This is a genomic window from Streptomyces sp. YS415 (assembly GCF_023544665.1).
In the GTDB taxonomy this organism is placed as follows: Bacteria; Actinomycetota; Actinomycetes; order Streptomycetales; family Streptomycetaceae; genus Streptomyces.
Window position 1 is genome coordinate 160423 of the sequence record NZ_JAMJFL010000002.1, and the last position, 26339, is coordinate 186761.

Annotated in this window: 23 protein-coding genes, 1 tRNA gene and 1 pseudogene; 14 read left to right on the forward strand and 11 right to left on the reverse strand. The window is 70.6% G+C overall.

Annotated elements, in window-relative coordinates; all coding sequences use genetic code 11:
- Positions 1-32: 32 nt before the first annotated feature.
- The 5 genes from M8H82_RS03700 to M8H82_RS03720 form a co-directional block, all read right to left on the reverse strand.
- Positions 33-1112, reverse strand: coding sequence for a 2-oxoacid:ferredoxin oxidoreductase subunit beta (locus M8H82_RS03700; RefSeq protein WP_250070903.1), 1080 nt, complete (start codon positions 1110-1112; stop codon positions 33-35).
- On the reverse strand, positions 1105-3033 hold the full coding sequence (locus M8H82_RS03705) for a 2-oxoacid:acceptor oxidoreductase subunit alpha (protein WP_250070904.1): 1929 nt from the start codon (positions 3031-3033) through the stop codon (positions 1105-1107). The genes M8H82_RS03700 and M8H82_RS03705 overlap by 8 nt, the downstream gene beginning before the upstream one ends.
- 253 nt (positions 3034-3286) lie before the next feature.
- Entirely contained in the window at positions 3287-3958 is a 672-nt protein-coding gene (locus tag M8H82_RS03710; protein WP_250071136.1) for a response regulator transcription factor, read from the reverse strand.
- Positions 3959-4235: 277 nt separating this feature from the next.
- On the reverse strand, positions 4236-5573 hold the full coding sequence (locus tag M8H82_RS03715) for a sensor histidine kinase (protein WP_250070905.1): 1338 nt from the start codon (positions 5571-5573) through the stop codon (positions 4236-4238).
- 112 nt (positions 5574-5685) lie between these two features.
- On the reverse strand, positions 5686-6894 hold the full coding sequence (locus tag M8H82_RS03720) for a sensor domain-containing protein (RefSeq protein ID WP_250070906.1): 1209 nt from the start codon (positions 6892-6894) through the stop codon (positions 5686-5688).
- A 203-nt stretch (positions 6895-7097) separates the two neighbouring features.
- On the opposite strand from M8H82_RS03720, the gene M8H82_RS03725 reads away from it, so the two are divergent.
- From M8H82_RS03725 to M8H82_RS03785, 13 genes and pseudogenes are all read left to right on the forward strand, one after another.
- Positions 7098-7517, forward strand: coding sequence for an NADH-quinone oxidoreductase subunit A (locus tag M8H82_RS03725; protein ID WP_250070907.1), 420 nt, complete (start codon positions 7098-7100; stop codon positions 7515-7517).
- Positions 7508-8194: an NADH-quinone oxidoreductase subunit B gene (locus M8H82_RS03730; protein ID WP_250070908.1), complete on the forward strand. Its 687-nt coding sequence runs from the start codon at positions 7508-7510 to the stop codon at positions 8192-8194. Before M8H82_RS03725 ends, M8H82_RS03730 begins: the two co-directional genes overlap by 10 nt.
- Positions 8191-9501 (forward strand): NADH-quinone oxidoreductase subunit C, encoded by a 1311-nt coding sequence (locus tag M8H82_RS03735; RefSeq protein WP_250070909.1) that lies wholly within the window; start codon positions 8191-8193, stop codon positions 9499-9501. The genes M8H82_RS03730 and M8H82_RS03735 overlap by 4 nt, the downstream gene beginning before the upstream one ends.
- Positions 9498-10466 carry a complex I subunit 1 family protein gene (locus M8H82_RS03740; RefSeq protein WP_250070910.1) on the forward strand — a complete coding sequence of 323 codons (969 nt, stop codon included), beginning with the start codon at positions 9498-9500 and terminating at the stop codon, positions 10464-10466. The genes M8H82_RS03735 and M8H82_RS03740 overlap by 4 nt, the downstream gene beginning before the upstream one ends.
- The gene (locus M8H82_RS03745) at positions 10466-11017 is read left to right on the forward strand and encodes an NADH-quinone oxidoreductase subunit I (RefSeq protein ID WP_250070911.1); all 552 of its coding nucleotides are present in this window, start codon (positions 10466-10468) and stop codon (positions 11015-11017) included. Before M8H82_RS03740 ends, M8H82_RS03745 begins: the two co-directional genes overlap by 1 nt.
- Entirely contained in the window at positions 11017-11634 is a 618-nt protein-coding gene (locus M8H82_RS03750; protein WP_250070912.1) for an NADH-quinone oxidoreductase subunit J, read from the forward strand. Before M8H82_RS03745 ends, M8H82_RS03750 begins: the two co-directional genes overlap by 1 nt.
- Positions 11634-12014 (forward strand): NADH-quinone oxidoreductase subunit NuoK, encoded by a 381-nt coding sequence (nuoK, locus tag M8H82_RS03755; protein ID WP_250070913.1) that lies wholly within the window; start codon positions 11634-11636, stop codon positions 12012-12014. Before M8H82_RS03750 ends, nuoK begins: the two co-directional genes overlap by 1 nt.
- Positions 12011-14005: an NADH-quinone oxidoreductase subunit L gene (locus tag M8H82_RS03760; RefSeq protein ID WP_250070914.1), complete on the forward strand. Its 1995-nt coding sequence runs from the start codon at positions 12011-12013 to the stop codon at positions 14003-14005. Before nuoK ends, M8H82_RS03760 begins: the two co-directional genes overlap by 4 nt.
- A gap of 6 nt (positions 14006-14011) precedes the next feature.
- Positions 14012-15586, forward strand: a complete 1575-nt coding sequence (locus M8H82_RS03765; RefSeq protein ID WP_250070915.1) for an NADH-quinone oxidoreductase subunit M — start codon at positions 14012-14014, stop codon at positions 15584-15586.
- Positions 15583-17106 (forward strand): NADH-quinone oxidoreductase subunit N, encoded by a 1524-nt coding sequence (locus M8H82_RS03770; RefSeq protein WP_250070916.1) that lies wholly within the window; start codon positions 15583-15585, stop codon positions 17104-17106. Before M8H82_RS03765 ends, M8H82_RS03770 begins: the two co-directional genes overlap by 4 nt.
- Before the next feature lie 179 nt (positions 17107-17285).
- Positions 17286-18149 carry a zinc metalloprotease HtpX gene (gene htpX / locus M8H82_RS03775; protein WP_250070917.1) on the forward strand — a complete coding sequence of 288 codons (864 nt, stop codon included), beginning with the start codon at positions 17286-17288 and terminating at the stop codon, positions 18147-18149.
- Positions 18146-18544 carry a YccF domain-containing protein gene (locus M8H82_RS03780; protein ID WP_250070918.1) on the forward strand — a complete coding sequence of 133 codons (399 nt, stop codon included), beginning with the start codon at positions 18146-18148 and terminating at the stop codon, positions 18542-18544. Before htpX ends, M8H82_RS03780 begins: the two co-directional genes overlap by 4 nt.
- Before the next feature lie 151 nt (positions 18545-18695).
- A pseudogene (locus tag M8H82_RS03785) lies at positions 18696-19255 on the forward strand (SMI1/KNR4 family protein).
- 28 nt (positions 19256-19283) lie between these two features.
- Here M8H82_RS03785 and M8H82_RS03790 read toward each other — a convergent pair.
- The gene (locus tag M8H82_RS03790) at positions 19284-20528 is read right to left on the reverse strand and encodes an APC family permease (RefSeq protein WP_250070919.1); all 1245 of its coding nucleotides are present in this window, start codon (positions 20526-20528) and stop codon (positions 19284-19286) included.
- A gap of 290 nt (positions 20529-20818) precedes the next feature.
- Positions 20819-21307: a YajQ family cyclic di-GMP-binding protein gene (locus M8H82_RS03795; RefSeq protein ID WP_250070920.1), complete on the reverse strand. Its 489-nt coding sequence runs from the start codon at positions 21305-21307 to the stop codon at positions 20819-20821.
- A 225-nt stretch (positions 21308-21532) separates the two neighbouring features.
- Between M8H82_RS03795 and M8H82_RS03800 the strand changes: the two genes are divergently transcribed.
- Positions 21533-21614: transfer RNA gene (locus M8H82_RS03800), tRNA-Tyr, on the forward strand.
- Positions 21615-21748: 134 nt separating this feature from the next.
- Here the strand turns inward: M8H82_RS03800 and M8H82_RS03805 are convergent.
- The 4 genes from M8H82_RS03805 to M8H82_RS03820 form a co-directional block, all read right to left on the reverse strand.
- Positions 21749-23161 (reverse strand): site-specific integrase, encoded by a 1413-nt coding sequence (locus M8H82_RS03805; RefSeq protein ID WP_250070921.1) that lies wholly within the window; start codon positions 23159-23161, stop codon positions 21749-21751.
- A gap of 62 nt (positions 23162-23223) precedes the next feature.
- Positions 23224-23412 (reverse strand): AlpA family transcriptional regulator, encoded by a 189-nt coding sequence (locus tag M8H82_RS03810; RefSeq protein WP_250070922.1) that lies wholly within the window; start codon positions 23410-23412, stop codon positions 23224-23226.
- A 451-nt stretch (positions 23413-23863) separates the two neighbouring features.
- Positions 23864-25339, reverse strand: coding sequence for an ATP-binding protein (locus tag M8H82_RS03815; RefSeq protein ID WP_250071137.1), 1476 nt, complete (start codon positions 25337-25339; stop codon positions 23864-23866).
- Positions 25340-25341: 2 nt separating this feature from the next.
- Positions 25342-26190 carry a bifunctional DNA primase/polymerase gene (locus tag M8H82_RS03820; protein ID WP_250070923.1) on the reverse strand — a complete coding sequence of 283 codons (849 nt, stop codon included), beginning with the start codon at positions 26188-26190 and terminating at the stop codon, positions 25342-25344.
- Positions 26191-26339 lie beyond the last annotated feature (149 nt).

Sequence of the window (26339 nt, forward strand, 5' to 3'; positions counted from 1 at the left end):
CCTGCTGTCCGGCGGCGGTTCGGCCGGGTCGGTCAGCCGACGACCGTCCAGGTGTCGCCGCCCGCCAGCAGCGCGGCCAGGTCGCCCTTGCCGTTCTGCTCGATGGCCGCGTCCAGCTGGTCGGCCATCTGCGTGTCGTAGACGGGACGTTCCACGCTGCGGAGCACGCCGATCGGGGTGTGGTGGAGGGTGTCGGGGTCGGCGAGCCGGGAAAGGGCGAAGGCCGTGGTCGGCGAGGCGCTGTGGGCGTCGTGGACCAGGATCTCCGCTTCGTTCTCCGGCGTCACCGTCACCACCTTCAGATCACCCGTCGCCCGGTCCCGGACCACGCCCCGCACACCGTCGGTGCCGAAACGGATCGGCTCGCCGTGTTCCAGGCGGATGACCGCCTCCTGGGCCTGCTGCTTGTCCTTCAGGACGTCGAAGGCGCCGTCGTTGAAGATGTTGCAGTTCTGGTAGATCTCCACCAGTGCGGTGCCGGGGTGGGCGGCCGCCTGGCGCAGCACCTCGGTGAGGTGCTTGCGGTCGGAGTCGACGGTCCGGGCCACGAACGACGCCTCCGCGCCGATCGCCAGCGACACCGGGTTGAAGGGCGCGTCGAGCGAACCCATCGGCGTCGACTTGGTGATCTTCCCGACCTCGCTGGTCGGGCTGTACTGGCCCTTGGTCAGACCGTAGATCCGGTTGTTGAACAGCAGGATCTTGAGGTTTACATTGCGGCGCAGGGCGTGGATCAGGTGGTTGCCGCCGATGGACAGCGCGTCGCCGTCCCCGGTCACCACCCACACGCTCAGGTCCCGCCGACTGGCCGCGAGGCCCGTCGCGATCGCGGGCGCGCGGCCGTGGATGGAGTGCATGCCGTACGTGTTCATGTAGTACGGGAAGCGCGAGGAGCAGCCGATCCCCGAGACGAACACGATGTTCTCCCGCGCCAGGCCCAGCTCGGGCATGAAGCCCTGCACCGCGGCCAGGATCGCGTAGTCACCGCACCCGGGGCACCAGCGCACTTCCTGATCGGACTTGAAGTCCTTCAGGGACTGCCTGGCCTCGGCCTTGGGAACGAGCGAGAGTGCCTCGATCGTGCCCGTGCCTTCCCTGGACGTCTCAGCCATCGATGGCCTCCTTGAGAGCCGTTGCGAGCTGCTCGGCCTTGAAGGGCATGCCGTTGACCTGGTTGTACGACTGGGCGTCCACCAGGTACTTCGCCCGGATCAGCGTGGCGAGCTGACCGAGGTTCATCTCGGGGACGACGACGCGGTCGTACCGCTTGAGCACGTCACCGAGATTCTTCGGGAACGGGTTGAGATGCCGCAGGTGGGCCTGCGCGATCCCGTGTCCGGCGGTGCGCAGTCGGCGGACGGCCGCGGTGATCGGGCCGTAGGTCGAACCCCAGCCCAGCACCAGGGTCCTGGCGTCGTGCGGATCGTCGACCTCGAGGTCCGGCACGTCGATGCCGTCGATCTTCGCCTGCCGGATGCGCACCATGAAGTCGTGGTTGGCGGGGGCGTAGGAGATGTTGCCCGTGCCGTCCTCCTTCTCGATGCCGCCGATGCGGTGCTCGAGCCCCGGGGTGCCGGGGACGGCCCAGGGCCGGGCGAGCGTCTCGGGATCCCTCTTGTACGGCCAGAAGGCTTCCGAGCCGTCCTCCAGGGTGTGGTTCGGGCCCTGCGCGAACTGCACCCGCAGATCGGGGAGTTCGTCCAGCTCGGGGATCCGCCAGGGCTCGCTGCCGTTGGCCAGATAACCGTCGGAGAGCAGGAAGACCGGCGTCCGGTACGTCAGCGCGATCCGCGCCGCCTCCAGCGCCGCGTCGAAGCAGTCGGCGGGCGTGCACGGCGCGACGACCGGCACCGGCGCCTCGCCGTTGCGCCCGAACATGGCCTGCAGCAGGTCGGCCTGCTCGGTCTTGGTCGGCAGACCGGTCGAGGGCCCGCCGCGCTGGATGTCCACCACCAGCAGCGGCAACTCCAGCGAGACGGCCAGCCCGATGGTCTCGCTCTTGAGCGCCACCCCGGGCCCGGAGGTCGTCGTCACCGCGAGCGAGCCGCCGAAGGCCGCGCCGAGCGCCGCCCCGATCCCGGCGATCTCGTCCTCGGCCTGGAAGGTCCGCACACCGAAGTTCTTGTGCTTGCTGAGCTCGTGCAGGATGTCGGAGGCCGGGGTGATCGGGTACGAGCCCAGGAACAGCGGTAGATCCGCCTGCCGGGAGGCCGCCACCAGGCCGTACGACAGGGCCAGGTTCCCGGAGATGTTCCGGTAGGTGCCGACGGGGAAGGCCGTGGCGGCCGGGGCGACCTCGTAGGAGACCGCGAAGTCCTCGGTCGTCTCGCCGAAGTTCCACCCCGCTCTGAACGCCGCGATGTTCGCCGCCGCGATGTCCGGCTTCTTGGCGAACTTCGACTTCAGGAACTTCTCCGTGCCCTCGGTGGGCCGGTGGTACATCCATGACAAGAGGCCGAGCGCGAACATGTTCTTGCTGCGCTCGGCCTCCTTGCGGCTCAGGTCGAAATCCTTGAGGGCTTCCACCGTCAGCGTGGTCAGCGGCACCGGATGCAGGTGGTAGCCGTCCAGCGACCCGTCCTCCAGCGGAGAGCTGACGTAGCCCACCTTCTGCATGGCCCGCTTCGTGAACTCGTCCGTGTTCACGATGATCTCCGCGCCGCGCGGCAGGTCCTGCACGTTCGCCGCCAGCGCCGCCGGGTTCATCGCGACCAGCACGTTCGGCGCGTCGCCCGGCGTGAGGATGTCGTGGTCGGCGAAGTGCAGCTGGAAGGAGGAGACACCGGGGAGGGTGCCGGCGGGGGCGCGGATCTCGGCAGGGAAGTTCGGCAGCGTCGACAGGTCGTTGCCGAAGGACGCTGTCTCGGAGGTGAAACGGTCACCGGTGAGCTGCATACCGTCACCCGAGTCCCCCGCGAACCGAATGATCACTCGATCCAGGCGGCGGACGTCCTTCGCCGTCGCCGGTTTGCGCTGCTCTCCCAGAACTGCTTCGTCGGCCTGCTCCGCTGGGCTACTGACCTGGCTGGTCACTGAACTGGACCTCCCTCGAGGCGGCTGTCGGGGACAGGCCTTCCCGCGGGCCCTCCCACAGGATCAACCCTACGTCCGTAAAGGTCGCCTTCCCCGGGCCATTCGCATGATGGACACGGTTTTGAGACGGTTCGCCACCCTGACTTGTCATGGTTTACACGCCCCCCGGCGCTTTCTCGAAGACGCTCCCCGCTCCCTGTGTGGTTCTCCCGCCCGACGGTCGCCGGGTTGTGGCTGACACGGTGTCAGGTCGTTAAGAGTTCAGATAGGTGAGTACCGCGAGAACGCGACGGTGATCCCCGTCACTCGGGGACAGCCCCAGCTTCAGGAAGATGTTGCTGACGTGCTTCTCCACGGCCCCGTCGCTCACCACCAGCTGCCGGGCGATGGCGGAGTTGGTCCGCCCCTCGGCCATCAGCCCCAGGACCTCCCGCTCCCGCGGGGTGAGCCCCGCGAGGACGTCCTGTTTCCGGCTGCGTCCGAGCAACTGAGCCACCACCTCAGGGTCGAGCGCCGTGCCCCCCTCGGCCACGCGCACCACCGCGTCCACGAACTCCCGCACGTCGGCGACCCGGTCCTTGAGCAGGTATCCGACCCCCCGGCTGGAACCGGCCAGCAGTTCGGTGGCGTAGCGCTCCTCCACATACTGTGACAGCACGAGCACACCGAGTCCCGGATGCGCCTTGCGCAGCTGCACGGCGGCCCGCACACCCTCGTCGGTGTGGGTCGGCGGCATCCGTACGTCCGCGACCACGACGTCCGGAAGCGTGCCCTGGGCGTCGAGCTCCGTGATGGTCTTGATCAGTGCTTCCCCGTCACCGACACCGGCGACGACCTCGTGCCCGCGGTCGGTCAGCAACCGGGTCAGGCCCTCTCTGAGCAGCACTGAATCCTCTGCGATGACCACCCGCACCCTGTCCTCCACGACGTCCGGCCCCCCGAGCCTGTTGCGCGCCCGGCCGGCTGTCTCCGGCCCGGTCACGCGGTCCTCAGTATCGCGCGATCGGCCGGTCCTCACCGGGCCTGTGGATAACCCGGCCTGCCGTTTTCCGATTCGACGGCGATTCGACGGCGATCCGCGGCGATCCGCGGCGATCCGACGGCCGATCCGGCGGCCGGTGGGGGTGAGTTCCGGCCGCGGGCCACACACAGAGGCGTCCGTCCCCGGGGACCGGAGACGGACGTACCGAGCCTGTGCGGTGCTACACAGCCCGCCAGGGCAGCTCCGCCGTGATCCGGGTGGGCCCGCCCGCCGGCGAGTCCACGACCAGGATCCCGTCCACGGCGTCCAGACGTTCCGCGAGTCCGGCGAGACCCGACCCGGCGGAGGTGTCCGCGCCGCCCACGCCGTTGTCGACGACCTGGAGCATCAGCCGGTTCTCCACCCGCCAGACGTCCACCCCCGCCCAGGTGGCCCGCGCGTGCTTGCTGATGTTCTGCAGCAGCTCCGAGACGGTGAAGTAGGCGATGCCCTCGATCGCCGGCACCGGCCGCGCGGGCAGATCGACCTGGACCTCGACCGGGACGGTGCAGCGGGAGGCGACCGAGGAGAGCGCGGCGTCCAGACCCCGGTCGGTCAGGACGGCCGGATGGATGCCGCGGGCCAGGTCGCGCAGTTCCTGGAGCGCCGTCTTCACCTCGCCGTGGGCCTCGTCCACCATGCGGGCCGCGGCCTGCGGGTCCTCCGCCAGCTTCTCCTTCGCCAGGCCCAGGTCCATGGCCAGCGCCACCAGCCGGGCCTGCGCGCCGTCGTGCAGATCGCGCTCGATGCGCCGCAGGTCCGCGGCGGCCGTGTCGACCACCACCCCGCGGTCCGACTCCAGCTCCACCACGCGCGTGGCCAGCCGCGTCGGCCCGAGCAGCCCGTGCACCATCAGCCGGTCCACCATCGTCAGCGCCCGCACGATCCAGGGCGTGGCCAGCGTGAAGAGGAGCCCCACCAGCGCCGTGACGGTGATCTCGAACGCGTTGTCGATGTAGATGCGGTGCGTCTCGTCGCCGTAGAGCTGGAGGCCGTCCTGGCCGCCGTACAGCGGGAAGAGCCAGAACCACAGGGGGTACGTCAGCAGGCTCCAGCCGATGACCCAGAAGTTCACCGCGACGACGAAGGAGAAGACCGCCCACGGCAGATGCAGCACCGCGTACAGCAGCGAGCGCCAGGAGGCGCCGCTCTTCAGGACGGCGCCCATCCACGCCAGGAAGCCCTGCTTGCGCATCCGCAGCGGCTCCGGGTCCGCGACCTCCAGGTCGAGCAGCCCACGCGCGCGGGCTCGCTCCATCGCCCCGAACCCCCGGCAGCCCGCCAGGCCCGCCGCCAGCACCGGGATCCCCAGGAACGTCACCAGCAGGCCCGCCCCGAGCGACACCATGGTGACCGCGTAGGTGAAGAGCAGGATGCTGATCGGCAGGCTCAGCAGGACATAACCGAGCTCGCGCCAGTGCCGCGCCTCGAACGGTGCCCGCAGGCCGGCGGGCAGCCGGTGCGCGCGCTCGCTCTCGGGGAAACCGAGCCCGTAACCCTGTCCGTACTCCGTGGCCATCGGCGTCGTCCGTTTCTGCTCGTGCGGCTGTGTCTTCGCGATACCTCCACCCTCCTGGGGCGCAGGTCGGCGGGCCATGGAGTCCGTCGGCGTCTTGGGCGGGGGGTTTTCCCTACCCCTGCTCCGGCACCCGGTCGCGCCACGGCAGCTCGGCGGTAACCGTGGTGGGCCCGCCCTGCGGGGAGTCGATGACGAACAGCCCGTCCACGGCGCCCAGCCGGTCGGCGAGCCCGCGCATCCCCGTACCGCCGTCCAGCCGCGCACCCCCGCGCCCGTCGTCCCACACCTGGAGCAGCAGCCGGTCGTTGGCCCGCCACACCTCCACCGAGGCGCTCCGGGCCGCGCTGTGCTTGCTGATGTTCTGCAGCAGCTCCGAGACGGTGAAGTAGGCGATGCCCTCGATGGCCGCGGCCGGACGCCCGTCCAGATCGACCGTCACCTTCACCGGCACCGTGCACCGCGAGGCCACCGACGACAGCGCCGCGTCCAGGCCCCGGTCGGTCAGCACCGCCGGATGGATCCCGCGCGCGAGGTCCCGCAGCTCCTGAAGGGCCAGCTTCACCTCGCCGTGCGCCTCCGTGATCATCGAGGCGGCGTAGTCCGGGTCCTCCATCAGCTTCTCCTTGGCCAGACCCAGCCCCATCGCCAGATTGACCAGCCGGGCCTGCGCGCCGTCGTGCAGATCCCGCTCGATGCGCCGCAGATCGGCGGCGGCCGTGTCGACCACCACCCCCCGGTCGGACTCCAGCTCGGCGATCCGGCGCTCCAGCTCGTCCGAGGGCGACAACAGCCCCCGCACCATCGCCCGGTCCGCGTTCGCCAGACCCCGCGCGATGAACGGCAGCACAGGCCACAGCACGAACAGCGAGGCCAGCGTGATGGTGAAGGTGAGCACACCCCAGGGCAGCCGGATGAAGTCGTACAGCACCGTCCGCCAGCCCACCGGGTCCTTCAGCATCAGCCACAGCTGCGCGAAGAAGCCGTTCCGGCTGCCGCGCAGCCTGAGCGGGCTCGGCTCGTCCACCCGCACCCCGAGCAGCGCACGGGCCCGCGCCCGCTCCAGCTTGCCCAGCTGCCGCGCACCCATCAGCCCCGCCGCCAGCAGCGGGAAGCCCACCACGGTGACCGTCAGCCCGGCCCCGGTGAACAGCATCGTCACGACATAGACGAAGCCGAACAACGACATCGGGAGATTCGCCAGCAGATGCGCGATCTCTTTCCAGGTGTGCCGGTCGTAGGCGAAACGGGCCGGCGGCAGCCGGTCGCCGTCGCCGGGTTCGGCACTGCGGGCGCGGTCGGAGGACGGGTGGCGTTCGGTCATATGGGCTAGCGTGCCGGTCGAGCGGCACTCGCGCCATGAGGCGGACCGCCGCCCTCCCCGGGGGAAAACCCCACCTGCGCCCCCGAAGCCGTGACAGGCTGCTTACGCTCGCTTTAGCAGGGCCTAGACTCCCGTGCGTAAAGATCGTCGAACTAGATCGTCGAACGGCTGTGTTCACTGAGGCCAGGGAGCGAGGGACGGACGTGCCGGAATCGACCGTCGTCGTCGCGGCGGACAAGGGTGTCGTCGTCTCGGCGGAGTACTTCCAGTCCTACTCGGTCGTCGGACTGCTCGCCCTGGTCGGCGTGCTGTTCGTCGCGGTCGCCTTCGGCGCCGGGCGCCTGCTGCGGCCCGTGGTGCCGACGCCCGAGAAACTGCTGACGTACGAATGCGGCGTCGACCCCGTCGGCGAGGGCTGGGCCCACACCCAGGTCCGCTATTACGTCTATGCCTTCCTGTACGTGATCTTCGCTGTCGACTCGATCTTCCTGTTCCCCTGGGCGACGGTCTTCGCCGCCCCCGGCTACGGCGCCACCACTTTGGTCGAGATGTTCATCTTCCTCGGCTTCCTGACCGTGGGTCTGCTGTACGCATACAAGAAGGGCGTCCTGACATGGACGTGACTCCCTCTTCTTCTTCCGAGCCCGTGCTGCTGCCGGAGCCCAAGCGGCTCGGCGCGCTCGCCCGGCTCGCGCCCGAGCCGATGAAGGTGGTCCTGAACTGGGGCCGCCGCTACTCGCTCTGGGTCTTCAACTTCGGTCTCGCCTGCTGCGCGATCGAGTTCATCGCGGCGTCGATGGCCCGCCACGACTTCATCCGCCTCGGCGTGATCCCCTTTGCCCCGGGCCCGCGCCAGGCCGACCTGATGGTCGTCTCCGGCACGGTCACCGACAAGATGGCTCCCGCGGTGAAGCGCCTGTACGAGCAGATGCCCGAGCCGAAGTACGTCATCTCCTTCGGCGCGTGCAGCAACTGCGGCGGCCCGTACTGGGACTCGTACGCGGTGACCAAGGGCGTCGACCAGATCATCCCGGTGGACGTCTACGTACCCGGCTGCCCGCCCCGCCCCGAGGCACTGCTCCAGGGCATCCTGAAACTCCAGGAGAAGATCGCCCGGGAGTCGCTGGGGGAGCGGTACGGGGTGGCACGTCCTTCGGCGGCGGCTTTGCAGAGCGGGCTGGTGAAGGGGCCGGAGTCGGGGGGCGCCGGGTCGGGGTCGGCGTCTGAATCTCGTCCGGCGCCGGGGTCTGGTCCGGGGTCGGGGCCCGGTTCGGCTTCGGACGCGGGGGAGGAGAGATGAGCACGGTCGGCTGGCTGCCAGCCCCCGTCGAGGAACTCTTCGGCGTGGAGGCCACCGCCGAGGAGTCCTACGAGGTCCTGACCGTCGACGTCCCGTCGGCGTCCTGGACCTCCGCGCTTCGTACGGCACGTGACGAGTTGGGCTGCACCTTCTTCGACTGGCTGAGCGCGGTCGACGAACCCGGCACGGGATTCCGGGTCGCCGCCCATGTGGCCGCCCTGGCCCCGGTACGCCGGTTGCTCGTGCGCACGACGGTGCCGCACGAGGCTCCGGCACTGGAGTCCGCGATCACGGTCTACGCGGGCGCGGCCTGGCACGAACGCGAGACGCACGAGATGTTCGGCGTCACCTTCGAAGGCCACCCCGCGCTGGACCACCTCCTCCTGCCGGAGACCTTCGAGGGCCACCCCCTGCGCAAGGACTTCGTCCTGGCCGCCCGCGTCGCCAAGGCCTGGCCCGGGGCGAAGGAACCCGGCGAGTCCGAACACGGCGGCCCCAAGCGCCGCCAGATGCTTCCGCCCGGCGTCCCCGACCCGAACGAGTGGGGCCCGCTCAAGGGCCAGCTCCCGCCTGCCCCGGCCCGCCCCGCGCGGGGTGCGGGCCGCGCGGCGGGCGAACGTCCGGCCCGAGCGGCGGGTGCGGGTGCGGCGGGTGCGGGTGCGGCTGCAGCCGCGGGAGACCGTCCCGTACGCCGTGCCCGGTCGGCCTCGGAAGGCTCGGCGAGCCAGGCCGCGGCGGCCGGTGCGGCGGCGCCTCCGGCGGAGGACGCCCCCGCGGCGACCCCACCGCGCCGGGCGCGCAGCGCGAGCGAGGGCTCCGCGAGCCAGCAGGCGGGTACGGAGGCGGCAACCCCGGCCGCCGGGACCCCCACCCCCCGCCGCTCCCGCAGCGTGAACGAGGGCTCCGCCTCCCAGCGCCCCCAGCCCCCGGCGACCGAGGGCACGCCGACCGCACCGCCCACGACCCCCCGCAGCGCGGACGCCCCCTGGCACCACGCCCGCCCGGCCTTCGAGGAACCGCCCCAGGAGCCCTCAGCCCCGAAGAGCGAGCCGACGCCCGCTCCCGAGGCGACCCCGGCGGCCCCCGCCCCTGAGGCGACCCCGGCGGCACCCGAGGACGCCCGCGAGGACACCCCCGCACCCCGAGAACCCGCCCCGGAAGCCGCACCCAAGGACACGGCCGAGGAAGGCACCGGCGCCCCCACCGGCGACTCCACACCTGACCCCACCGACGATCACCCCGACACCCCTGCCACCGCTCCCGCCCCCGCCGAAGACCCCAAGAACCCCTCAGGAGGCCCGCAGTGAACGACGCGCTCGACGTCACCCTGCGACTCCTCGTCGTCTTCGTCGTCTTCCTCACCTTCCCCCTGCTCGTCGGCCAGACCGAGCACAAGGTGATGGCCCACATGCAGGGCCGCCTCGGCCCCATGTACGCCGGCGGCTTCCACGGCTGGGCCCAGCTCGTCGCCGACGGAGTGAAGTTCGCGCAGAAGGAGGACGTGGTCCCGGCCGGCGCGGACCGCCGCATCTTCCAGCTCGCCCCCGCCGTAGCCCTTCTGCCGTACCTCCTCGTCCTGCTCGCCATCCCGATCGGCCCCGGGGAAGGCGCCGTCGGTGAGGTCATCGACGCGGGCGTCTTCTTCGTCCTGGCCGTGATGGGCGTCGGTGTCCTCGGCGCGCTGATGGCCGGCTGGGCCTCCGCCAACAAGTTCTCCCTGCTAGGCGGCCTGCGCACCGCCGCCCAGCTCCTCGCCTACGAACTGCCGATGCTCCTCGCCGCCGCCTCCGTCGCGATGGCGGCCGGCACGGTCTCCCTGCCCGGCATCCTCGACGCCTTCGAGTGGTGGTGGCTGCCCTGGCAGATCGTCGGCGCGATCGTCTTCTTCGTCGCGGGCCTCGCCGAACTCCAGCGCCCGCCCTTCGACATGCCCGTCGCCGACTCCGAGATCATCTTCGGCGCGTACACCGAGTACACGGGCCTGCGCTTCGCCCTGTTCCTGCTCGCCGAGTACGCCGGAATCGTCGTCCTGTGCGGCCTGACCACCGTGCTCTTCCTGGGCGGCTGGCACGGCCCCTGGGGCGCGGACGGGCTCGGCTGGGTCTGGACCCTGCTGAAGACCGCCCTCCTCGCCTTCGTCGTGATCTGGCTGCGCGTCACCTATCCGCGGCTGCGCGAGGACCAGCTCCAGAAGCTCTCCTGGACCCTCCTCGTCCCCCTCGCCCTCGCCCAGATCGCCCTCACCGGCGTCGTCAAGGTGGTGATCGAGTAATGGCCCCCATCCCCGGCTCCGGCCTCGCCAAGGGCCTGGCCGTCACCCTCCGCACGATGACGAAGAAGTCCGTCACCGCGCAGTACCCGGACCACCAGCCCCACCTCCCGCCCCGCACCCGTGGCGTGATCGGCCTGTTCGAGGAGAACTGCACGGTCTGCATGCTCTGCGCCCGTGAGTGCCCCGACTGGTGCATCTACATCGACTCCCACAAGGAGACGGTCCCGGCGGCGGCCCCGGGCGGCCGTGAACGCAGCCGCAACGTCCTCGACCGCTTCGCCATCGACTTCTCCCTGTGCATGTACTGCGGTATCTGCATCGAGGTCTGTCCTTTCGACGCCCTGTTCTGGTCCCCGGAGTTCGAGTACGCCGAGACCGACATCCGCGACCTCACCCACGAGCGCGACAAGCTCCGCGAGTGGATGTGGACCGTGCCGGCCCCGCCCGCCCTCGACCCCGGCGCGGAGGAGCCCAAGGAGATCGCCGCGGCCCGCAAGACCGCGGAGAAGCTCGCCGCCGCCCAAACCCAGCCCGAGGAGGGACAGCCGTGATGCTCGCCGCCGACACGCACGGCTTCCTCTCCCCGACCGGCGTGGAGATCGCCTTCCTCCTCGTCGGCCTGGTCACCTTCGGCGCGGCCCTGGTCACCGTCACCACCCGGCAACTGGTGCACGCCGCCCTCTGGCTCGTGGTCGCCCTCGGCGGCCTCGCCGTCGAGTACCTCCTGCTCACCGCCGAGTTCATCGCCTGGGTGCAGGTCCTCATCTACGTCGGTTCCGTGGTCGTCCTCCTGCTGTTCGGTCTGATGCTCACCCGCGCCCCCATCGGCCGTTCCCCGGACGCCGACTCCGGCAACCGCTGGGTGGCCCTGGGCGTGGCGCTCACCGCCGCGGTCGCCCTGATCTGGGTGGTCGTCGACGCCTTCCGCACCACCTGGATCGATCTCGACGGCGCCCCCGCCGGCTCCACCGAGGTCACCGGCAAGGCCCTCTTCCAGAACTGGGTCCTCCCCTTCGAGGCCCTCTCCGTCCTCCTCCTCGCCGCCCTGGTCGGCGCGATCGTCCTGTCCCGCAAGGCGAAGGTCGACGCCACGCCCGCGGCCGACGGCGGCGCCGCCGGACCGGACGGTGGGGGAGCCGCCCAGGCCGACCAGGAAGGCGCCCGCTGATGCACCTCGCCTATCCCGCCGTGCTCTCCGCCCTCCTGTTCTGCACCGGCTTGTACGGCGTGCTGGCCCGCCGCAACGCGATCCTGGTCCTGATGTCCGTCGAGCTGATGCTCAACGCCGTCAACCTCAACCTGGTCGCCTTCGACGTCTGGCTCAGCCGGGCCGCCGAGGAGACCCTGCACTCCGGCCAGGCGCTGACCCTGTTCACCATCGCCATCGCCGCCGCCGAGATCGGCATCGGGCTGGCGATCGTCCTCGCCGTGCACCGCAACCGCGGCACCGCGGACATCGACAAGCTCCGCGACACCGCCGAGGGCCACGAGAGCGAAGCCCCGGACGTCAAGGCCCCCGTCGAGGAGAAGGCTGAGGCCACCGCGTGACCACGACCACCCTCGCCGTCCTCGTCCCCCTCCTTCCGTTCCTCGGCGCGGCCGCCGGCCTGCTCCTCGGCCGCACGGCCCCCGGCTACGTCCGCCCGCTCGCGGTCCTGCCGGCGCTCACCTCCCTCGTCCTCGCCGTATGGGTCGCCGTCGACCAGGGCGGCGGCCGGGCACTGAACGCCGCCACCGAGCTCACGCCCACCGGCTCGGTCCCGATCGACCTGGCCCTGCACATCGACGGCTTCGCCGCCCTCGTCGCCGTCCTGGTCGCGCTCGTCGCCTCCTGCGTGCAGATCTACTCGACCGGCTACCTGCGCGACGACCCGCGCTATCCGTCGTACGCCGCGCTCGTCTCCCTGTTCACCTCCGCGATGCTGCTCGTCGTCTACTCCGGCGACCTGATGGTGCTGCTGGTCGGCTGGGAGGTCATGGGCATCTGCTCGTACTTCCTGGTCGGCCACTACTGGGAGACCCCGGAGGCCCGCGCCGCCTCCCTCAAGGCCTTCCTGGTGACCAAGCTCGGTGACGTCCCCTTCCTCATCGGGCTGTTCGCCCTGGCCACCGACGCCGGGTCCTTCCGCATCACGGAGATCCTCGGCACCGTCGCGAGCGGCGGCCTCGACCACCCCACGCTGATCGCCGTACTGCTCCTCGCGGGCGTGGCCGGCAAGTCGGCGCAGTTCCCGCTGCACACCTGGCTCCCCGACGCGATGGCGGGCCCGACCCCCGTCTCCGCGCTGATCCACGCCGCGACGATGGTCGCCGCCGGTGTCTACTTCGTCGCCCGTCTCCTCCCGGTCTTCGAGGCCTCCCAGGCCGCGATGGTCCTCCTGGCCGTCATGGCCGCCGTCACGATGGCCGGCTCGGCGCTGTGCGCGCTCGCCCAGGACGACATCAAGCGCGTCCTCGCCTACTCGACGATCGGCCAGCTCGGCTACATGACCGGCGCCCTCGCCGTCGCCGACCGCGGTGCCGCGGTCTTCCACCTCATGTCGCACGGCGCCTTCAAGGCGCTGCTGTTCCTCGCGGCCGGCGTGATCATCCACGCCGCCGGCACCAACTCGCTGGCCGCCATGTCCCGCATGCGGAACCTGCGCGCCCGCGTCCCGGACGCCTACTGGACGATGACCGTGGCGCTCCTCGCGCTCGCCGCGATCCCGCCGTTCAGCGGCTTCTTCTCCAAGGAGTCCGTCCTCGGCGCCGCCGAGCACGTCTCCACCGGCCACACCGGGCACGCCCCCGGCGCCGCGGGCTGGATCGTCCTGATCGCCGCCCTGCTCACGGCCCTGCTCACCGCCGCGTACGCGACGCGCCTGTGGCTGCTGGCCTTCCGCGGCCACGGAGCAGAGGCCCCGGACCACGGACGGCAGCCGCTCACCATGACCTCGGTGCTGTGGGTGCTGGCCGTGCCGTCGCTGGCCTTCGGCGCGTTCGCCTACGGAACGCTCCCCGACTGGTTCGACGGCCGCGACCTCGCCCCCACCCTGACCACCTCGGTCCTCGGCACCGGCGTGGCCCTGGTCGGCGGCATCGTCACCTACGCGGCCTGGCGGCACACCACCGCCTTCGCCGGCCGCGTCCCGCTGGGTGCGGTCGCGGCCCACCCCGAGGGCGACGCCGCCCAGGTCGAGGCCGAGGCCATCGCCAGCCACGCGCCCGCCTACGGAGACGTGGCCTCGGCGCCCGACCCGGCGGACCCGGGCCGCCTGCTGCTCGGCCCGCTGCACCGCCACGCGGCCACCGGCTTCCACCTGGACGCCGTGTATACGACCCTCTTCGTCCGCCCGGTCCAGGCCGGCGCGAGTCTCGTCCGCTTCCTCGACCGCGAGGTCGTCGACACCTACGTCCGCGGGGCGGGCGCTCTGCCCCGCTGGCTCGGCATCGCCGTACGGCGAGCCCAGACCGGCAATGTGCAGACCTATGTGAGCGCGCTGCTCGCCGGAACCGTCGTCCTGGCGGTCGCCGCCGTCCTCGTCGCCACGGGAGCGTGAGCAGGCGTGATCGATATCAACGAGTCCGTGATGCAGTTTCTTCTGGCGTTGATCGTCGTCGGCCCGCTCCTCGGTGCCGCCGCCGCTCTGCTGCCGGCCCCGCCCGGGCTGAAGGGGAAGTCGCCCGAGCAGGCCGTGCTGCGGCACGGAGTGACCGTCACCGGCACGGTCCTCATCGCCGCGATCGTCCTCGCGCTCGGCTTCGACCACGACCAGCCGTCGAAGATGCAGGCCACGACCGACATCAGCTGGATCCCCGCACTCGACGTGCGCATCCACCTCGGCATCGACGGCATCTCCCTCCCCCTTCTGGTCCTGACCGCGCTGCTGACCTTCCTGTGCGCGCTCTACTCGTACTTCAAGATGCCCGCGGGCCCGACCCCGAAGGCGTTCGTCGCACTGCTGCTCGTCCTGGAGGGCGGCACCCTCGCCACCTTCGCCGTCCTCGACCTGCTGCTGTTCTTCCTCGCCTTCGAGATGGTCCTGATCCCGATGTACTTCCTCATCGCCCGCTGGGGCGGTGCGGGGCGGACCCAGGCCGCCTGGAAGTTCATCCTCTACACACTGCTCGGTTCGGTCGTCATGCTGCTCGGCCTGCTCCTGGTCGGGCTCGAGGCGGGCACATTCGACATGGTGGCACTCGCCACTGACAACGGCCGGTCACTGACCGCATCCGTGCAGGTCATCGCCGTTTTGGCGATCGGTGTCGGGCTCGCGGTCAAGACGCCGATGTGGCCGCTGCACAGCTGGTTGCCCGACGCCCACACCGCCGCCCCGACCGTCGGCTCGGTCCTGCTGGCCGGGGTGCTGCTGAAGATGGGTACGTACGGGTTCGTCCGGATTCTGCTGCCGATCACCCCCGACGGCTTCGCCGACTTCGCGCCCTACCTCGCCGCCTTCGCCGTCGTCGGCATCATCTACGGATCCCTCGCCTGCCTGGCCCTGGCCAAGCAGGGCGCGAAGGGCGACCTCAAGCGCCTCATCGCCTACTCCTCCGTCGGCCACATGGGCTTCGTGCTGCTCGGCATCGCCACGATGACCCCGACCGGCGTGAACGGCGCCCTGTTCGCCAACATCGCCCACGGCCTCATCACCGGCCTGCTCTTCTTCCTGGTCGGCGCGCTGAAGGACCGCACCGGCACCACCGACCTCGACACCCTCGCCGAGACGACCGGGGCGGCGCTGTACGGCAAGGCCCCGCGCCTCGGCGGCCTGGTCGCCTTCGCCGCCGTCGCCTCGCTGGGTCTGCCCGGCCTCGCCGGTTTCTGGGGCGAGATGCTCGCCCTGTTCGGCGCCTTCGAACCCGCCGACCAGCTCAACCGCCCGGCCTTCCTCACCTTCATGACCATCGGCGCGTTCGGCACCCTGCTCACCGCCGCCTACCTGCTGATCGTGGTCCGCCGGGTCTGCATGGGCGCCGTACCGCAGCAGGCCCCGAAGCTTGCCGACGTACAGGCGTACGAGTTCGTGGCCTGGACCCCGCTCGTCGTCCTCACCGTCGTCGCGGGCCTGTGGCCGAAAACGCTCCTCGGCCTGACCGACCCGGCCGTCCAGCAGCTTCTCGCAGGAGGCACCCGATGAGCTCCCCGGCCCAGCCGCTGGCCGCGTCCCTCGTCCAGGACGTCGACTGGCTCGCCATCGCGCCGCCCACCCTCGCGGCCGTGGTCGGTCTCGTCGTCCTGGTCGCCGACCTCTTCGTCGGGCAGGACCGCAAGGCGCTGCTCGGCTGGGTGTCGGTCGCGGGCCTCGCCGCCTCGACGCTGATGCTGCTGCCCCTGGTGGACGGCGACCGCTCCACCTTCTGCCTGACCGGCGCCCCGGACACCTGCAGCTACACCGCCGACCGCTTCACGCTCGTCCTGCAACTCCTGGTCCTCGGCGGCGCCCTGCTGGCCGCGCTGCTGTCGGTCACCGCGCTGAAGGACGACGCCAAGAACGTCCCCGAAGGGGAGTTCTGGTTCCTGCTGCTCTCCTCCGCGGCGGGCGCCGCCCTGCTGCCCGCCTCCCGTGACCTCGCCACCCTCGTCGTCGCCCTGGAAGTCGCCTCCCTGCCCGCGTTCGCCCTCGTCGGCCTCCGCCACGGCGACCGCAAGTCCTCCGAGGCGGCCCTGAAGTTCTTCCTGTCCTCGGTCACCGCGACCGCGGTCAGCCTGATGGGCATCAGCTTCGTGTACGCCACCACCGGCACCCTCTACCTCACGCAGATCGCCGACCGGATCCAGAACGTCGACGGTCAGTTCCACATCCTCGCCCAGACCGGCGTCGTCCTCACCCTGGTCGGCTTCGCCTTCAAGACCGCAGCCGTCCCCTTCCACTTCTGGGTCCCGGACACCTACGTGGGCGCCCCCCTGCCCGTCGCCGCCTACCTCTCCGTCGTCGGCAAGGCGGTCGGGTTCTCCGGCCTGATCCTGGTCACGGTCATCGCGCTGCCCTCGTACGACGACGTCTGGGGCCCGGCGCTCGCCGTCCTGGCCGCCCTCACCATGACCATCGGCAACGTGGGCGCCCTGCGCCAGCACGCCACGCGCGCGTACAGCGCGGTACGCCTGCTCGCCTGGTCGTCGGTCGGCCAGGCCGGCTACCTCCTCGTACCGATCGCCGCCGCCGCGTACTCCGACGACGCCGAGCGCTCCATCGGCTCCACGGTGGCCTACGCCCTCATGTACGGCGCCGTGAACCTCGGCGCCTTCGCGGTGGCCGCCCTGGTGGGCCGCACCCACTCCCTGAACCGCCTCTCCGACTACCGGGGGCTGTACGCGCGGAACCCGATCGCCGCCCTGGTCCTGGCCTTCTTCCTGCTCTGCCTCGCCGGCCTGCCGCCGGGCATCATCGGCCTCTTCGCCAAGGTCACCGTGTTCTCGGCGGCCGTCGACGCGGGCCTGGGCTGGCTCGCCGTGGTCATGGCCGTCAACGTCGTCATCGCGCTGTTCTACTACCTCCAGTGGACGGCGCTGCTGTTCCGCGCCCCCGAGGGCGAGCCCGTCCGGCACGCCGTGCCCGTCCCCCTCACGGCCGCCCTTGCCCTCACCGCGGTCCTGGCCGTCGCCCTGTCCGGCGCGCCCCAGCTGGTCCTGCGCTTCGCGGACACCGGCCTCTTCTAGGGCCGCGGCGGCGTCACCCGTACGGCCCACCGGCGGGGCCGCGCGCACAAGGGAACCCCTGACCCTCGCCTGGCGTTGACCAGTACGGGAGGGTCCACTGGACGTGTCACCACGACACCAGTGGCATCGGAGATCGATCAGCAAAGGGTTCCCCTGCCGCACCACTTGGAGGGCGTACCGTGCACCGCCGGCACAACGGGCTCAGGACCGCAGTACTCCTCGGGGGACTGTCCGCACTCATCATCGTCATCGGCAGCTTCTTCGGCCGCATGGGGCTCGTCGTCGCCGTCGTCATCGCCCTGGGCACGAACGCGTACGCGTACTGGAACAGCGACAAGCTCGCGCTCCGCGCGATGCGCGCCCGCCCGGTGAGCGAGTTCGAGGCCCCGGCGCTGTACCGCATGGTCCGCGAGCTCTCCACCGAGGCCCGGCAGCCCATGCCCCGCCTGTACATCTCCCCGACGGAGGCACCGAACGCCTTCGCGACCGGCCGCAACCCGCGCAACGCCGCCGTGTGCTGCACCGACGGCATCCTGCGCCTCCTCGACGAGCGCGAACTGCGCGGCGTGATCGGCCACGAGCTCAGCCATGTCTACAACCGGGACATACTGATCTCGTCGGTCGCCGGCGCCCTCGCCTCCGTGATCATGTTCCTGGTCAACTTCGCCTGGCTGATCCCGATCGGCCGCTCGGACGACGACGACGGACCCGGCCTGTTCGGCATGCTGCTGATCATGCTTCTGGGGCCGCTCGCCGCCAGCCTCATCCAGCTCGCCATCAGCCGCTCCCGGGAGTACGAGGCGGACGCCTCCGGAGCCCAGCTCACCGGCGACCCGCTCGCCCTCGCCAGCGCCCTGCGCAAACTCGAAACGGGCACCAAGCAGCTTCCGCTTCCACCGGAGCCCCGGATCGAGACGGCGAGCCACATGATGATCGCGAACCCCTTCCGCCCGGGGCAGGGGCTGTCCAAGATGTTCACCACGCACCCGCCGATGGCCGAGCGGATCGCGCGGCTCGAGAAGATGGCAGGTACCCACCAGTGAAGACAGTTCTGAACGTCATCTGGCTCGTCCTCAGCGGCTTCTGGCTGTTCCTCGCCTACATGGTCGCGGGCGTGCTGCTCTGCATCACCATCATCGGCATCCCGTTCGGCATCGCCGCCTTCCGCATCGGCATCTACGCCCTGTGGCCCTTCGGGTACACCGCGGTCGAACGCCGGGACGCGGGCGCGCCGTCCTGCGTCGGCAACGTCCTGTGGCTGGTCCTGGCGGGCTGGTGGCTGGCGCTCGGCCACATCGCCACCGGCATCGTCCTGTGCGTCACGATCATCGGCATCCCGCTGGGCATCGCCAACTTCAAGCTGATCCCGGTCTCCCTGCTGCCGATGGGGCGCGAAATCGTCCGGACCGACCAGGCGTTCGCGTCGACGAGCTGGTAGCCGGCCGGCTGTCCGCAGGCCGTGGGCTGTGCACAACTCGGACGTTGACCCCAGGCCGTGAGCTGCTGTGCACAGGCCGGCGATTGTCCACAAGCCGGAGGTTGTCCACAGGCCCCGCTCGATTGTCAGTGCCGGATTGCATCATGAACGCATGACCGAGATCGAGCAGTTGCTGGCACGGGTGGCGGCCAAGGCCCACGACACCCGCCCCTGGGGCTGGACTTCCCTCCCCGATCCCGTGGATCCGGCCGCCCTCGCCCGCGCCGAGGCGGCCCTCGGCTTCTCCCTGCCACCGCTGCTCGCCGAGCTCTACCTGCGCATAGGAGACGGCGGCTTCGGCCCGGAGTACGGTCTGCTGCCCCTCCTCGAAGGCCCCCGTCCGGCGAACCCGCGGCCGTCGTGCAGTACCTCGCCAATCGCGAGAGCGGCCGCAAGGACCCCGACTGGCCCTGGCCCGAGGGCGTCCTGCCGATCTCCCACTGGGGCTGCGCGATGTACGCGTGCGTGGACTGCCACGCCCCCGAGGCCCCCGTCCTGCTCTTCGAACCGAACGCCGACACCAGCGACCAGGCCTGGTACGTGGACGCGCCCAGCCTCGAACTGTGGCTCCACAGCTGGGTCGAGGGCACCGGCTGGTACGAGGAGACGAACGACGACATGGACATGGCCCCGTGGACCGACTTCCGCATACGGACGACGCGAGCCTCGTAGACCCCGGGGAGAGCAGCGCCCCGCAGGCCTACCGAGCCGCCCGCCACCGCCGTACGCCGTACGCGAGGACCCCCACCGCCAGCACCCCGGCACCGACGACCACCGACACCCAGGGCAGCGCGAACGCCAGAACCGCGCAGCCGACCAGACCCACCGCCGGTACCACCCGCGCCGACGGACCCGACCCGAGCGTCCAGGCCGAGGCGTTGGCCACCGCGTAATACGCCAGCACGCCGAAGGAGGAGAACCCGATGGCGCCGCGCACATCCACCGTGGCGGCCAGCACCGCGACCACCGCGCCCACGGCGAGCTCCGCCCGGTGCGGCACCTGGAACCGCGGATGCACGGCCGCCAGAGCGCCGGGCAGATGCCGGTCACGCGCCATGGCCAGCGTCGTCCGGGAGACCCCCAGGATCAGGGCGAGCAGCGACCCCAGCGCGGCCACGGCGGCGCCGACCCGGACGACCGGCACCAGACCCGGCACGCCGGCGGCCCGCACCGCGTCGGCCAGCGGCGCCTCCGCGGCGCCGAGACCGTCGGCGCCCAGCACGGACAGGACGGCCACCGCCACGCACGCGTACACCGCGAGCGCGATCCCGAGGGCGATCGGGATCGCGCGGGGGATGGTGCGCGCCGGATCCCGCACCTCCTCGCCGAGCGTCGCGATGCGCGCGTACCCGGCGAACGCGAAGAACAGCAGACCGGCCGCCTGAAGCACACCGCCCACGCCACCGGAGGTCCCGACGTCCAGCCGCCCGGCATCGGCCTCCCCGGACGACAGGCACACCACCACCACGGAAGCGAGGACCGCCAGCACCACCGCCACGATCGCCCGCGTCAGCCAGGCGGACTTCTGCAGTCCGCCGTAGTTCACCGCGGTCAGCGCCACCACGGCCGCGACCGCCACCGCGTGCGCCTGGTCCGGCCAGACGTACGCGCCCACCGTGAGCGCCATCGCCGCACAGGAGGCCGTCTTCCCGACCACGAACGCCCAGCCCGCGAGATAGCCCCAGAACTCCCCGAGCCGCTCGCGGCCGTACACATAGGTGCCGCCGGAGGCCGGATACAGCGCGGCCAGCCGCGCCGAGGAGGTGGCGTTGCAGTAGGCGACCATGGCGGCGACGGCAAGGCCGAGCAGCAGCCCCGTGCCGGCGGCGTGGGCCGCGGGTGCCAGGGCGGCGAAGATCCCGGCCCCGATCATCGAGCCGAGCCCGATGACCACGGCGTCGCCCACACCCAGGGTGCGCCGGAGCCCGGCAGCGGACTGAGTCATGGGCCGAACCCTACTGATCGTCGCAACCGCCCGGTGCAGCGGTGACGACCTCGCCACCAACAGGCGGCGAACACCCGCACGACCGACGAGCGCACTCCGCCGGGACGAGGATCACAGCAGGTCCACGGAGCCCGACCGGGCACCTTCCCCAACCGCGGCCGGCAGGCGGGAAGGGCGGACACCCACCAGGTGCCCGCCCTTCGTCGCGGAGGCTCACCGCCGTCACGCACCGAGCCGTCGATCCCGCCCGCCACACGCTCAGCCGGTCCGCAGCGCTGCGGACCGGCAGGTCACCGGTAGTTCACGAACTGGAGCGCGAAGTCGAAGTCCTTGCCCTTGAGCAGGGAGATGACGGTCTGCAGGTCGTCGCGGCTCTTGGAGCTGACGCGCAGTTCCTCGCCCTGGACCTGGGCCTTCACACCCTTCGGGCCCTCGTCACGGATGATCTTCGCGACCTTCTTCGCGTTCTCCTGGGAGATGCCCTCCTGGATCGACGCGAAGATCTTGTACTCCTTGCCGGAGAGCTGCGGCTCGCCCGCGTCCAGCGCCTTCAGGGAGATGCCGCGCTTGATCAGCTTGGACTGGAAGACGTCGAGGACAGCGTTCACCCGGTCCTCGGAGTTCGCCTCCATGAGGATCTTGTCACCGGACCACGAGATCGAGGCGCCCACGCCCTTGAAGTCGTAGCGCTGCGAGATCTCCTTGGCGGCCTGGTTGAGGGCGTTGTCGACCTCCTGCCGCTCGACCTTCGAGACGATGTCGAAACTGGAGTCGGCCATGTGCTGTGGCTCCTTGTATCGGGGTCCGTATCTGGTGCGTATCGGCGTACGTGGGGGCGACCGCCGAGCCCGGTGTCCATCCCGGGCCGCATCCGGATAAGCCTAGCCATCCCCGGTCACCGGAGCGGAGATCAATCGGGTGGCGAAGCATCCCCTGGCATCGGGTATTGTTTACGTCGTTGCCGGGGAACGCAGCCGAGAGGCCGTTCGAAGGACAACAACCCCGGCGGTGTGCCCGAGCGGCCAAAGGGAGCAGACTGTAAATCTGCCGGCTCAGCCTTCCCAGGTTCGAATCCTGGCGCCGCCACATGAAGGTAAACCCCCTCCGAACTGCGGGAACGCGGATCGGAGGGGGTTTCTTCGTATTCGAACGCGATTAATCGAACCTGAATCGAAACGGTCTGCTTGTCTCGCCGTGTCTCGGGTGAGTCCCAAGACTGATCAGCGTGTGTCCCCCAGGCGTCCCCCGGGGGACGTGCCGGATCCGTCCCATTCCCGCAGGCCAGCCTCGATCTGACGGTTCGCCCGCTCCTGCGCCTGCGCCAGAACCTTGGCGTAGACGCGCAGTAGCACGGCTACTGAGTGCCCGGCTCGACGCGCAACCTCCATCGGGTCGACCCCGCTGTAGAGCCAGAACGAGACCCCGGCGCATCGGAGGTCGTACGGTCGCCGGGCGAGCGGCGACGCCTCCTCCTCCGGCGTCAGCGCCATCTCTCGGGCAGACGCCCACACCTCGCCGTATCCCGTGTCCTGGATCACACCGCCGCGGCTTGTACGGAACAGGCGGCCGTCGGGAGCCGTGCCGTGACGCTGAACGTGTCCACGGAGCATCGTTACGAAGTGCGGAGGGATGGGGACCACGCGCGAGTCTCTCTCGGCTCGCGCCTTGAGATGCCGGTCCTGATGGGCCCGCCCGTCGTCCGTCCAGTTGCGCCCGGCGTGGACGATCCCCCCGCGAAGGGTGAGCTTGCCCCACCCGCTTTCCGGCAAATGGCACTGGGACATGGTCAGCCCGACCGCTTCCGCGGGGCGCATGGCGGCGTAGTACAGGCACCCGAAGAAGGGCTCAAGGTGCGCCCCACGCTCGCCCTGGGTTCGCACGCCCTCAAGTAGAGCCCGGACCTGGCGAGGGTTGGCGACGCTCGCTGGGTCCACCTCTTCCGTGGACTTCGGTGCCGACCACTTCATGGTGGACAGCGGGTTGACCGGAACGCTGAAGTAGCGCTGTTCGACCGCGACCCCCAAGACGTCACTGAGGCACGCGCGCTTGCGTCGCGCCGTGCGGCCAGCCGCGGGGGAGCCGTCCAGGAGCGTCGACAGGGCGTCCAGGGCCCGACGGAGCGTGGCGGGGTCTTCCAGCGCGGAGACAGGCAGTGAGTTCTTCTCCAGCCAACTCAGGGCGTCCGTAACGTCGTTGGGGTGCTCCTGTGGCCAACGGCTCTTGTTGTACGCCCACCCGTACAGAGCGGTGCGGAGTACGCGGGGCGCCGGCTGCCCGACGTTGGTCTTCACGAGCACGGGGGTGATGGTTGCCAGGGCGTCGGCGTCATTGCGGCGTGACTTGGCGGGGAGTCTGTCCCACCTGCGGTCGATGTAGGCGCGGGTGTGCTCGTACCAGGTCACGGAGCCGTTCAGCGCACGCAGTTCGGAGGCAGGGAGGCCCGTCTCCACGTCGAACTGGTCGCCCTTGCGGAGTGCGGTCATCAGCTCCGAACGACGGCCGTCCGCTTGGGCCTTGAGCGTGTAGCTCTTGGAGTGCTTCTGGGGGCCCACAAGCCATCGGACGCGGTAGGGCTTCGGGCGGTCCCGGCGGGTCTCGATGCTGTAGATCCGGACGTCATAGGTGAGGGGCATGGCTCTCCGAGCAGTAAGACGCCCGCCCCAGATGGGGCGGGCGTGAGGGGGAAGTGGTGTGGTCAGGCGGCGCGTTCCTCGCACGACGCCCACCAGGCGTCGAGGTCGGCGCGGCTGACGCGGAGATGGCCGTTGGGGAGCTTCTGTAGGCGCGGCGCCTGCCCCCGGGCGCGCATGCGGTAGAAGGCGGCGCGGCTCATCTCGATCTCTTCGAGGACTTCGGAGAGCTTAAGCATCTTGGGGCGGGCCATCGTTGCTACTCCTCGCTTGGGCTGGCTTGGGGTGTGTGCTGTCCGAAGCTGGGATTTCTGCGTCATTGCGTCACCTGCGTCAATCAGGCGTCTGACCTGCGGGTTTCGGTGACGCAGCGAGATGGGCCCTGCGTCACCGATGACACGGGCTCTCGTCACGGGGTGACGCAGGTGACGCGGGATGACGCAGGATTCGCCGTCTGCGTCACCGCCTGTAGCCGCAGGTCAGTGGCCGTCTGTCGGGGCTGTGGTGACGCAGTGACGCAGACCTTCCCTCCTTAGGACAAAGAAGGGGGGTGGTCTGTGTTCTTTGGTGCCACTCAGGGCTTGAAGAACGGGCCGCTGCGCGGCGCGACCCTTGCAGGGCGGCTGCGCCGCCGGACCAGCAAGAGGAGCACCCGTCCGGGGCGATGCGTGCTCCTCTTGCTTGTCCGCCTGGTCCCGGGGGCGGCTAGAACGCGGCCTGCTGCTCGGGCGGCGGGGGCGGGGCTTGCCTGCTGAGTTCGATGTAGCGGGCGGCGCTGGTGCGTCCCCAGTCGACCAGGACGCCCCGCGCGGCGAGGGTGGGCTGGATGCGTCGCAGCCGGTCGGACAGCACCTTGCCCGTGGTGGGCCAGCCTTTGGGCAGGGGGCGGCATTCCTCGCCGCTGTAGAGGGCTGTGAGGGCGTGCAGCCACTCCGCTGACGTCATCCGTTCTTCCTCGCCCGGGGCGAGGCCGGCGGCGTGCTTGAGGACCGTCTGGGCCAGCAGGTCACCTTCGATGACGTCGTCGTTGAGGTCGTCCAGGCTGGCCCGGTACGCCTCCAGTGTCCCGAAGCCGGTGGCGGCGTCGAGTTGGGCGCACAGGTGGGCGAAGTCGGCCATCCGCAGGTCGGTCGGGGTCTCGGCCTGCACCGCGCGCACCTTGACGGTCAGGTCGAGCAGGGAGCCGAGGACGAGGGGCAGGATCTCGGCGTACTCCGCCCACAGCTCGGCCTCGGTGCGCCGGACGCGGGGGCGTTCCAGGCGCAGGGTGAGGAGGCGTTCGGCGAGGTCGGGGCGGATGACGCCGACGTCGATGCCGGTCAGCAGCATCGGGCGGCGGTAGCGGGAGCGGACGACGTCGCCGTCGGTGAACAGCGCGCGCTTGATGCTCTCGGCCCCGGTGATGATGCAGCACATCAGGTCGGACAGGTCCGGGGGCAGGTGGGAGAGGTTGTCCAGGGCGGTGACCCATCCGGCCGCCACCGCCGTGATCATGTTCTCTTCATCCTTGGGCGCCCGCCGCAGGTCCCCGGTCATGCCCTCGATGATCCGGATCAGCATCCGTCCGCCGGTCGACTTGCCCGCCCCTTGGGGGCCGGTCAGGAACGGTGCGGGGACGGGTACGGACGGCTCCAGGCAGCCGATGAGCCAGGCGATGGCCAGGGCTTCGGTTTTGGCGTCGGCGAAGTTGCACAGCCGCATCAGCAGATCGATGCCCTTGCCGTCGGTGTCCTTGGCGGGCAGGGGGAGTTCCCCGGTGAGCTGGGTGCGCCGCCAGCACACCTCCTCGGGGTCGGGGACGCGGATGTCCCAGCCGGTGGGGTGGATGCGGACGGACTGGCCGTCATCGCGGCCGAGGTCGAGCCAGGTCGCGCCGTCGAATCCGGGAGCGACGCGGATATGGGTGGGCTGTACCTGCTCGGTCAGGGCGAGTGCCTCGATCAAATCCAACGCCTCCTTGAGGGCGGTTCCGTTGAAGATGCCGACCCCGTCGCGGAAGAGGCCGACCATGAGTTCCTGGCGGTGGCTCCCGCTGGTGCCCTGGGAGCGGATCGGGCGGGCCACGGGGTGGCCGGTGCGCTGCGCGTACACGGTCCCGTCCACGGTCCGGAAGTACCGGAAGTGGGACTGGGCGTAGTCAGTGATGACCTTGCGTGCGGGGTCCTTCTCGTCGTCGGACACGGTCACAGCCCCAACGTGGTCAGGGCGTTGGTCCACGCGTCCGCGCAGTGTCGAGGGGACTCGCCCTTGGCCTGCGCAGCGCTGAACAGCCGCGCGATGTGGGCATCGGTGAGGCAGCCGCATCGGCCGTGCTTCGACAGCACCGCGAGAAAGGTGCGGTAGACGGTGGCGTGCACCGCGCTGCGGGCCTCAGTGATGGCCTGCTCGGCCATGGCAATGCCACGGTCCAGATACGTCGGCGTGCGGTGCGGGCACTGCCCGCCGCCAGCTGGCGCGGACGCGGTGAGTACCTGCACCACCGGCCGGACGACCGAGGGTTTCTCCGCGGCTAGCTCGCGCACGATGTCCGGGAGCGCCGTGATGGCACCGGTTCCGGTGCCGAGCCAGCGGACGTAGGCCATGGTGGATTTGATGTCCACACCAGGGCGGACCGCGTTCACGGACCGCATGGTGCCCTGGTAGATCCAGTGCTGACCTCGCGTGGTCGTCACGGTGCGGGTGCCGGGCAGCGCGTGGTGGGCCCACTCCATGGCCGCCTCGTCGTCGAGGTCGACCACGGTCAGGCCGGCGCCTCCGGGGTGGTAGGCCACGGCCACGGCATGACGCCAGGCGCGCAGCCACGGGCGCGAGGTGAGCACGTCCGGGTCGGTTGTAGCGGCGGCCCATCCATGGCAGGGAGCAGGGCAATAGCACGGTCCAGCCTGCTTCATGTTCGGCCGGCCGCCGCACGCGTTCTGCACACAGGTGCGGCAGTTGCCGAACGGGACCTTGCCCTGGCGCAGAGGCAGCGTTGGGATGCCTGCTTCCGCGAGGTCCAGGACGATGTGCACGATCTCGGGAAGCGCGCTCATACCGTCACCCCCACGGCCGGAGCGAGGGTAGCGAGTAAGGCGAGGGCTCGCCGGATGTCGGTGGGTTGCGTCATGCTGGGAGACCTCCAACAGGTCTGTTGTGGACTGGTTGGCAAGGGCGGCCCCGGATCTTTGGCGAGATGAGGGGG

What these genes read in the sequence shown, in the direction of transcription:
- M8H82_RS03770 (WP_250070916.1), top strand. Translation starts at nt 15,583, where the DNA reads ATGAGCTCCCCGGCCCAGCCGCTGGCCGCGTCCCTCGTCCAGGACGTC.
- M8H82_RS03810 (WP_250070922.1), bottom strand. Translation starts at nt 23,412, where the DNA reads ATGGCCCGCCCCAAGATGCTTAAGCTCTCCGAAGTCCTCGAAGAGATC.
- M8H82_RS03805 (WP_250070921.1), bottom strand. Translation starts at nt 23,161, where the DNA reads ATGCCCCTCACCTATGACGTCCGGATCTACAGCATCGAGACCCGCCGG.
- M8H82_RS03795 (WP_250070920.1), bottom strand. Translation starts at nt 21,307, where the DNA reads ATGGCCGACTCCAGTTTCGACATCGTCTCGAAGGTCGAGCGGCAGGAG.
- M8H82_RS03730 (WP_250070908.1), top strand. Translation starts at nt 7,508, where the DNA reads ATGGACGTGACTCCCTCTTCTTCTTCCGAGCCCGTGCTGCTGCCGGAG.
- M8H82_RS03735 (WP_250070909.1), top strand. Translation starts at nt 8,191, where the DNA reads ATGAGCACGGTCGGCTGGCTGCCAGCCCCCGTCGAGGAACTCTTCGGC.
- M8H82_RS03820 (WP_250070923.1), bottom strand. Translation starts at nt 26,190, where the DNA reads ATGAGCGCGCTTCCCGAGATCGTGCACATCGTCCTGGACCTCGCGGAA.
- M8H82_RS03700 (WP_250070903.1), bottom strand. Translation starts at nt 1,112, where the DNA reads ATGGCTGAGACGTCCAGGGAAGGCACGGGCACGATCGAGGCACTCTCG.
- M8H82_RS03715 (WP_250070905.1), bottom strand. Translation starts at nt 5,573, where the DNA reads ATGGCCACGGAGTACGGACAGGGTTACGGGCTCGGTTTCCCCGAGAGC.
- M8H82_RS03745 (WP_250070911.1), top strand. Translation starts at nt 10,466, where the DNA reads ATGGCCCCCATCCCCGGCTCCGGCCTCGCCAAGGGCCTGGCCGTCACC.
- M8H82_RS03720 (WP_250070906.1), bottom strand. Translation starts at nt 6,894, where the DNA reads ATGACCGAACGCCACCCGTCCTCCGACCGCGCCCGCAGTGCCGAACCC.
- M8H82_RS03750 (WP_250070912.1), top strand. Translation starts at nt 11,017, where the DNA reads ATGCTCGCCGCCGACACGCACGGCTTCCTCTCCCCGACCGGCGTGGAG.
- M8H82_RS03790 (WP_250070919.1), bottom strand. Translation starts at nt 20,528, where the DNA reads ATGACTCAGTCCGCTGCCGGGCTCCGGCGCACCCTGGGTGTGGGCGAC.
- nuoK (WP_250070913.1), top strand. Translation starts at nt 11,634, where the DNA reads ATGCACCTCGCCTATCCCGCCGTGCTCTCCGCCCTCCTGTTCTGCACC.